General features: G+C 69.2%; 6 protein-coding genes. All 6 read left to right on the forward strand.

Going from position 1 to position 5,685, the window contains the following annotated elements; translation table 11 throughout:
• Positions 1–959, forward strand: a 959-nt coding sequence (locus tag ACFWF3_RS21940) for an SMP-30/gluconolactonase/LRE family protein (RefSeq protein ID WP_379315078.1), incomplete at its 5' end; no start/stop codon positions are given.
• A 50-nt stretch (positions 960–1,009) separates the two neighbouring features.
• Positions 1,010–2,269 (forward strand): acyl-CoA dehydrogenase family protein, encoded by a 1,260-nt coding sequence (locus ACFWF3_RS21945; protein ID WP_379315079.1) that lies wholly within the window; start codon positions 1,010–1,012, stop codon positions 2,267–2,269.
• Between the two features lie 2 nt (positions 2,270–2,271).
• Positions 2,272–3,063 (forward strand): SDR family NAD(P)-dependent oxidoreductase, encoded by a 792-nt coding sequence (locus ACFWF3_RS21950; protein WP_379315080.1) that lies wholly within the window; start codon positions 2,272–2,274, stop codon positions 3,061–3,063.
• The gene (locus ACFWF3_RS21955) at positions 3,060–3,809 is read left to right on the forward strand and encodes an SDR family oxidoreductase (RefSeq protein WP_379315081.1); all 750 of its coding nucleotides are present in this window, start codon (positions 3,060–3,062) and stop codon (positions 3,807–3,809) included. The genes ACFWF3_RS21950 and ACFWF3_RS21955 overlap by 4 nt, the downstream gene beginning before the upstream one ends.
• Positions 3,806–4,885 carry a phosphotransferase family protein gene (locus tag ACFWF3_RS21960; protein WP_379315082.1) on the forward strand — a complete coding sequence of 360 codons (1,080 nt, stop codon included), beginning with the start codon at positions 3,806–3,808 and terminating at the stop codon, positions 4,883–4,885. Before ACFWF3_RS21955 ends, ACFWF3_RS21960 begins: the two co-directional genes overlap by 4 nt.
• Before the next feature lie 183 nt (positions 4,886–5,068).
• A partial coding sequence (locus tag ACFWF3_RS21965; protein ID WP_379315083.1) for a 3-methyladenine DNA glycosylase occupies positions 5,069–5,685 on the forward strand: 617 nt, incomplete at its 3' end.

The following is a 5,685-nucleotide window of genomic DNA, read 5'->3' on the forward strand; positions in this document are numbered from 1 at the left end:
CGGTGACTCCCCGCGCCGGGCAGCGCCGAAGTACGCCACCGATGCCCCCGGTCCGGCGGATCGAGCTCCCCGGCGCCGGCCCCGAGGACGTGGTTCTCGGCGCTGACGGCCTCGTCTACACCGGCATCGCCGACGGCCGGATCCTGCGGGTCGACATCGCCACCGAGGGCGTCGAGGTGGTCGCGAACACCGGTGGCCGCCCGCTGGGGCTCTGCGCGGTCGGCGATGGGTCCCTGCTCATCTGCGACGCGCACCGCGGCCTGCTGCGCTGGACCGGTACCGAGATCGAGGTCCTGGTGGGTGCTGTCGACGACGGCCCGCTGAACATGGCCAGCAATGTCGTCGGGGATCCGCGCGACGGCACCGTCTATTTCACCGCGTCTTCGCGCCGTTGGCCGCTGGAGCTGTGGATGGGCGACCTGCTCGAGCATTCCGGAACCGGCCGCCTGTTCCAGCATTCCCCCGACGGGACGACCGCGACCCTGCTGGACAACCTCCAGTACGCCAACGGCATCGCCTTCGCACCCGATCGGGCATCGCTGATCGTCGCCGAGACGGCGGCCTACCGGCTCAACCGCTACTGGGTGCGCGGCCCGAAAGCCGGTACTCGCGAGGTGCTGATCGAGAACCTGCCCGGCTTCCCCGACAACATCGCCCTCGGCTCCGACGGACTGATCTGGGTCACGCTGGCCGCACCGCGCAATCCCCTGCTCGATCGCCTGCTGCCCGCACCGGCGATCGCGCGAAAACTGTTGTGGCGGGTACCCGATCGGCTCATGCCCCGCCCCGCCCGTACTGCCTGGGTGATCGCGGTCGATCACGCCGGGACCATCGTCCACGACCTGCAGCGCGACGGCGCGGACTACGCGATGGTCACCGGCGTGGCCGAGGCGAACGGCACGCTCGTGCTGGGCAGCTTGGACGAATCCGCCCTCGGTCTCACCCACCTACCCTCCTGAATTCCAGCGGGATCCCCCGCCGCCGTTCCCCTTTCACCGAAAGCAGAGACATGGACTTCGCTCCCAGTACCCGCGCCACCGACCTGGTCGGCCGAGTACACGGCTTCATCGCCGAGGAGATCGCCCCGATCGAGGCGGACTATCACCGCAGCGTGGCCGCGCTGCGCGAGACCGGCGCCGACCCGTGGGATCCCCTGCCCGTGCTCGGCGAGCTGCGCGCCAAGGCCCGCGCGGCAGGCCTGTGGAATCTGTTCCTGCCCGCCGCCCATGCCGGCCGGTACGCCGCGCGCTTCGGGACCGACGGCGGCACCGGCCTCACCAATGTCGACTACGCGCCGATCGCCGAGGAGACCGGGCGCTCGTTCCTGGCGCCGCACGTCTTCAACTGCAACGCACCGGATTCCGGGAACATGGAGGTGCTGCTCCACTACGGCGACGCCGCGCAGCGGGAGCGGTGGCTCGAACCGCTGCTCGACGGCAGCATTCGGTCTGCCTTCGGGATGACCGAACCCGGCGTCGCCTCCTCGGACGCCACCACGATGGCGGCCACCGCCGTCCTCGACGGCGACGACGTCGTCGTGAACGGCCGCAAATGGTGGACCACCGGTATCGGCCATCGTGACTGCGCGGTCGTCCTCTTCATGGGCCTGACCTATCCCGAGGCCGAGAAACACCGTCGGCACACGATGGTGCTCGTCCCTGTCGGCACTCCGGGGGTGAAGATCGAACGAATGCTGCCCGCGATGGGCCGCTACGACGAGCCGTTCGGGCACGGTGAGGTGTCGTTCACCGACGTGCGTGTGCCCGCCGCGAACATCGTCCTCGGTCCCGGCCGAGCATTCGAGATCGCCCAGGGCCGTTTGGGTCCCGGCCGCGTCCATCACTGCATGCGGCTGATCGGCCTGGCCGAGGCCGCGCTCGCCGCGGCCTGCGAACGCGCGACGACGCGGACCGCGTTCGGCAAGCCACTGGCCCGGCTCGGCGGCAACCGGGAACGCATCGCCCGGGCACGGATCGCGATCGATGCCGCGCGCCTGCTCGTCCTGCACGCGGCATGGAAACTCGATACCGTCGGTGCGTTCGGCGCGCTCAGCGAGATCAGCCAGATCAAGGCGCACGTGCCGTCGATGGCGCAGGACGTCATCGACTTCGCCATGCAGATCCATGGTGGTGCGGGACTTTCCGACGATGTGCCGCTGTCGGCGGCCTGGACGACCGCCCGGGCGATCCGCCTGGCCGACGGTCCCGACGAGGTGCATCTGGACATGGTCGGACGGCTCGAGCTCGCCGAGTACGGGCAGGGGCGGTAACCATGTCCAGAGTGCTCATCACCGGTGGCGCCTCCGGTCTCGGAGCCGCGCTGGCGCGGCGCTTCGCCGCCCGCGGTGACCGCATCGTGGTCACCGATCTCGCCGACGACGCCGTGGTCCCGCCGGGTGCCTCGTATCTGCGCGCGGACATCACGTCCGAGCAGGACTGGGACCGGGCCCGCGACACCGTGCAGGCCACCATGGGCGGCCTCGACATCCTGGTCAACAACGCGGGTATCGCCGCGGGCGGGCGCATCGACCGGGTGCCCGCCGAGGAATGGGCCCGGGTCATGACCGTCAATGTCCTCGGCGTGGCGACCGGGTGCCGGACCTTCACCCCGATGTTCGAAGCGCAGGGCGGCGGTCACCTGGTCAATATCGCCTCGATGGCGGGACTCGTACACCCACCGGCCATGGCGCCCTACACCGCCGCCAAAGCGGCCGTCGTCGCACTCAGCGAGAGCCTGCGCTACGAACTCGCGCCGCACGGCATCGACGTCTCGGTGGTGTGCCCGTCGTTCTTCCGCACCGATCTGGCGTCTTCGCTCGGCAACGCCGATCCCCTGATGACCGAGGTCGCCCGTCGCCTGATCGACGGCGCCGAGGCCGACGCCGACGACATCGCCGAAGCCGCGCTGGCCGGTATCGACGCGCGCCGCTTCCTCGTCCTCACCGACCGATCCGGGCGCGTGGCCTTCTGGACGAAACGACTGCTGCGCCCGCTCTACGACCGGCAACTGACCGCCATGGGCCGTCGCATCGCGACCGCCGACAAGAAGGAGACCTCCCGATGAGCACCGGCACCATCGTCATCACCGGCGCCAGCTCCGGCCTCGGCGCCGAGATGGCCCGCCAATTCGCCGAGCGCGGTTACGATCTCGGGCTCTGCGCCCGCCGGGCCGACCGCCTCGACACGCTGCGCGACGAACTCCTCGCCGCCCACCCCGGCATCGTCGTGCGTACCGCCGCGCTCGACGTCACCGACGATGCCGCCGTGCAGACCGTGTTCGAGAAGTTCCGGGCCGAATTCGGCGGCTTCGACCGGGTCGTGGTCAACGCGGGCCTCGGCCACGGGGCCGCATTGGGCACCGGTGGGCACGCGGCCAACCGGCGCACCGCCCTCACCAATTTCGTCGGCGCGCTCTCGCAGAGCGAACACGCGCTGGCGGTGTTCCGTGCGCAGGGCCGTGGCCACCTGGTCCTCATCTCCTCGTTCTCCGCACTGCGCGGCATGCGCCGGTCGATGACCACCTATGCCGCGAGCAAGGCGGGGGTCGCCGCGCTCGCCGAAGGCTTGCGCTCGGAACGCATTCCCGGCGTTGATATCTCCCTGATCTGCCCCGGCTACATCCGGTCGGAGATGACCGACGGCAAGGAAGGTCGCACCACCTTCCTGGTCGACACCGAGCCCGGCGTCGCCGCGATGGTCCGCGCGATCCAAGCACGCAAACCCGTCGCCTACGTCCCGGCCTGGCCATGGGTTCCGCTGTCGGTCGTGGTGAAGCTGCTCCCCGTGTCCCTGCTGCGGCGGCTGACGTGACCGAGTCCTCCTCCCCCGCCGATGCCCGTGCCGTCCGCACCGAGGACGCCTTCGATGTCGCCGCCCTGACGGATTGGCTACGCGCCGAAACAGGCGAATCACTGACCGGCATCGCACAGGTGCGCCAATTCTGCGGCGGCGCTTCCAATCTCACCTACCTCGTGCAGTACCCCGAGCGTGATCTGATCCTGCGCAGGCCGCCCGGCGGACACCGCGCCGAGGGCGCACACGACATGGCTCGCGAGTACCGCGTGCAAACCGCCCTCGGCCCGGTGTTCGACTACGCGCCGCCGACAGTGGCGTTGTGCGAGGACGACACTGTGCTCGGCTCGCCGTTCTACCTCATGGAACGTCTCGACGGTCTCATCCCCAGGAAGGAACTCCCGCCCGACCCCTCCTGGACGGCATCGCGGGTGCGCTCGCTGTGCACCAATGTGCTCGACGTCCTGGTCGACCTGCACACCATCGACGCCACCGCCGCAGGGCTGAACTGGATGTCCAAGGGCCCCGGCTACATCACCCGGCAGGTGTCGGGCTGGTCCGACCGCTATCGCCGCGCCCGCACCCGCACTGTCGGCTCGTTCGAGTCCGTGATCGCGTGGCTGGCCGCCAACCAGCCGCCCGATCGCGCATCGGTGCTGATCCACAACGACTTCCGCTTCGACAACATCGTGCTCGATCCCGCCGATCCCACCCGTCCGATCGGGTTGCTCGACTGGGAGATGGCCACCATCGGCGACCCGCTGATGGACCTCGGCGGCGCCATGGCCTATTGGGTCCAGGCCGACGACAACCTCGCCTTCAAGTTCTTCCGGCGCCAGCCCACCCACGTTCGGGGCATGCTGACCCGAGACGAAGTGGTCGAATACTATTGTCGCCGTACCGGAATCGGTCTCACCGACCGCGAGTGGGCCTTCTACGAAGTCTTCGGCCTGTTCCGTCTGGCGGTGATCTGCCAGCAGATCTACTACCGCTACTATCACCGCCAGACCACCAATCCGGCCTTCCGCTCCTTCGGCCTGGCCGTCCTGCTCCTGGAACGGCGCTGCCGCGCCGTCATCCGGCGCGACAAATAGGCGCGTCGGCACCAAAGATCTCGTCGGATGCGGAAGTCCCCGGATCGTTCGAGCAACCCAGGAGATGCGTAGTCCGGCTGGGGTCGCGCCCCGAGACCCGATTCAGGGCGAATTCGCCGGGGAAAGCCGGTGCGGGAGAATGTCCAGGTGAGCACGAACGGCGACCTCGACCACGCTCTCGACTTGCGGGTATTACCGGCGGTCGAGTGGCGGGCCGCCGCGCGCGCACATCGTGACCGGCTCGATCGGTTGGTCGGGCCGTATCTGGAGCGGCGGGCGGCGGGGACCACCCATCCGGTCATCGATTTCCTTTTCACCTACTACGGCCATAAGCCTTCACAGCTGCGTCGGTGGCATCCGGGGTTCGGGATCGGGCTGCGTGAGGCGGGCGACTACAAGGGTGCGCGGGGGTATGCCGAGCATCCGGATGAGCACGGAGTGTTCACGGCCGACCCGGCCTACCTCGCCAAGCGGCGCGACACGATCGGGTTCGTGTCCGGCCTGCTCACCGCTACCGCGCGCCGTCCGGCGCAGTTGTCGTGTTTCGGGCTGCACGAATGGGCGATGGTCTATCGCACCGACGACGTGCGGCATCAGCAGGTTCCGCTGCGTCTGGGACACGCGGGGACGGACGCGGTGGTGGAGTCGATGTCGTTGCGGTGCACGCACTTCGACGCGTTCCGGTTCTTCACGCCGGAGGCGGTGGGGCGCAATGCCGAACCGCTCACCCGCGCGGACCAGGTGCAGCGAGAGCAGCCGGGGTGTTTGCACGCGAATATGGATCTCTACAAGTGGGGATT

The organism is Nocardia sp. NPDC060220 (genome assembly GCF_042727815.1).
GTDB lineage: Bacteria > Actinomycetota > Actinomycetes > Mycobacteriales > Mycobacteriaceae > Nocardia.

Excerpts from the sequence above, each read along its gene's own strand:
- ACFWF3_RS21945 (WP_379315079.1), top strand. The coding sequence starts at position 1,010 with ATGGACTTCGCTCCCAGTACCCGCGCCACCGACCTGGTCGGCCGAGTA.
- ACFWF3_RS21955 (WP_379315081.1), top strand. The coding sequence starts at position 3,060 with ATGAGCACCGGCACCATCGTCATCACCGGCGCCAGCTCCGGCCTCGGC.
- ACFWF3_RS21950 (WP_379315080.1), top strand. The coding sequence starts at position 2,272 with ATGTCCAGAGTGCTCATCACCGGTGGCGCCTCCGGTCTCGGAGCCGCG.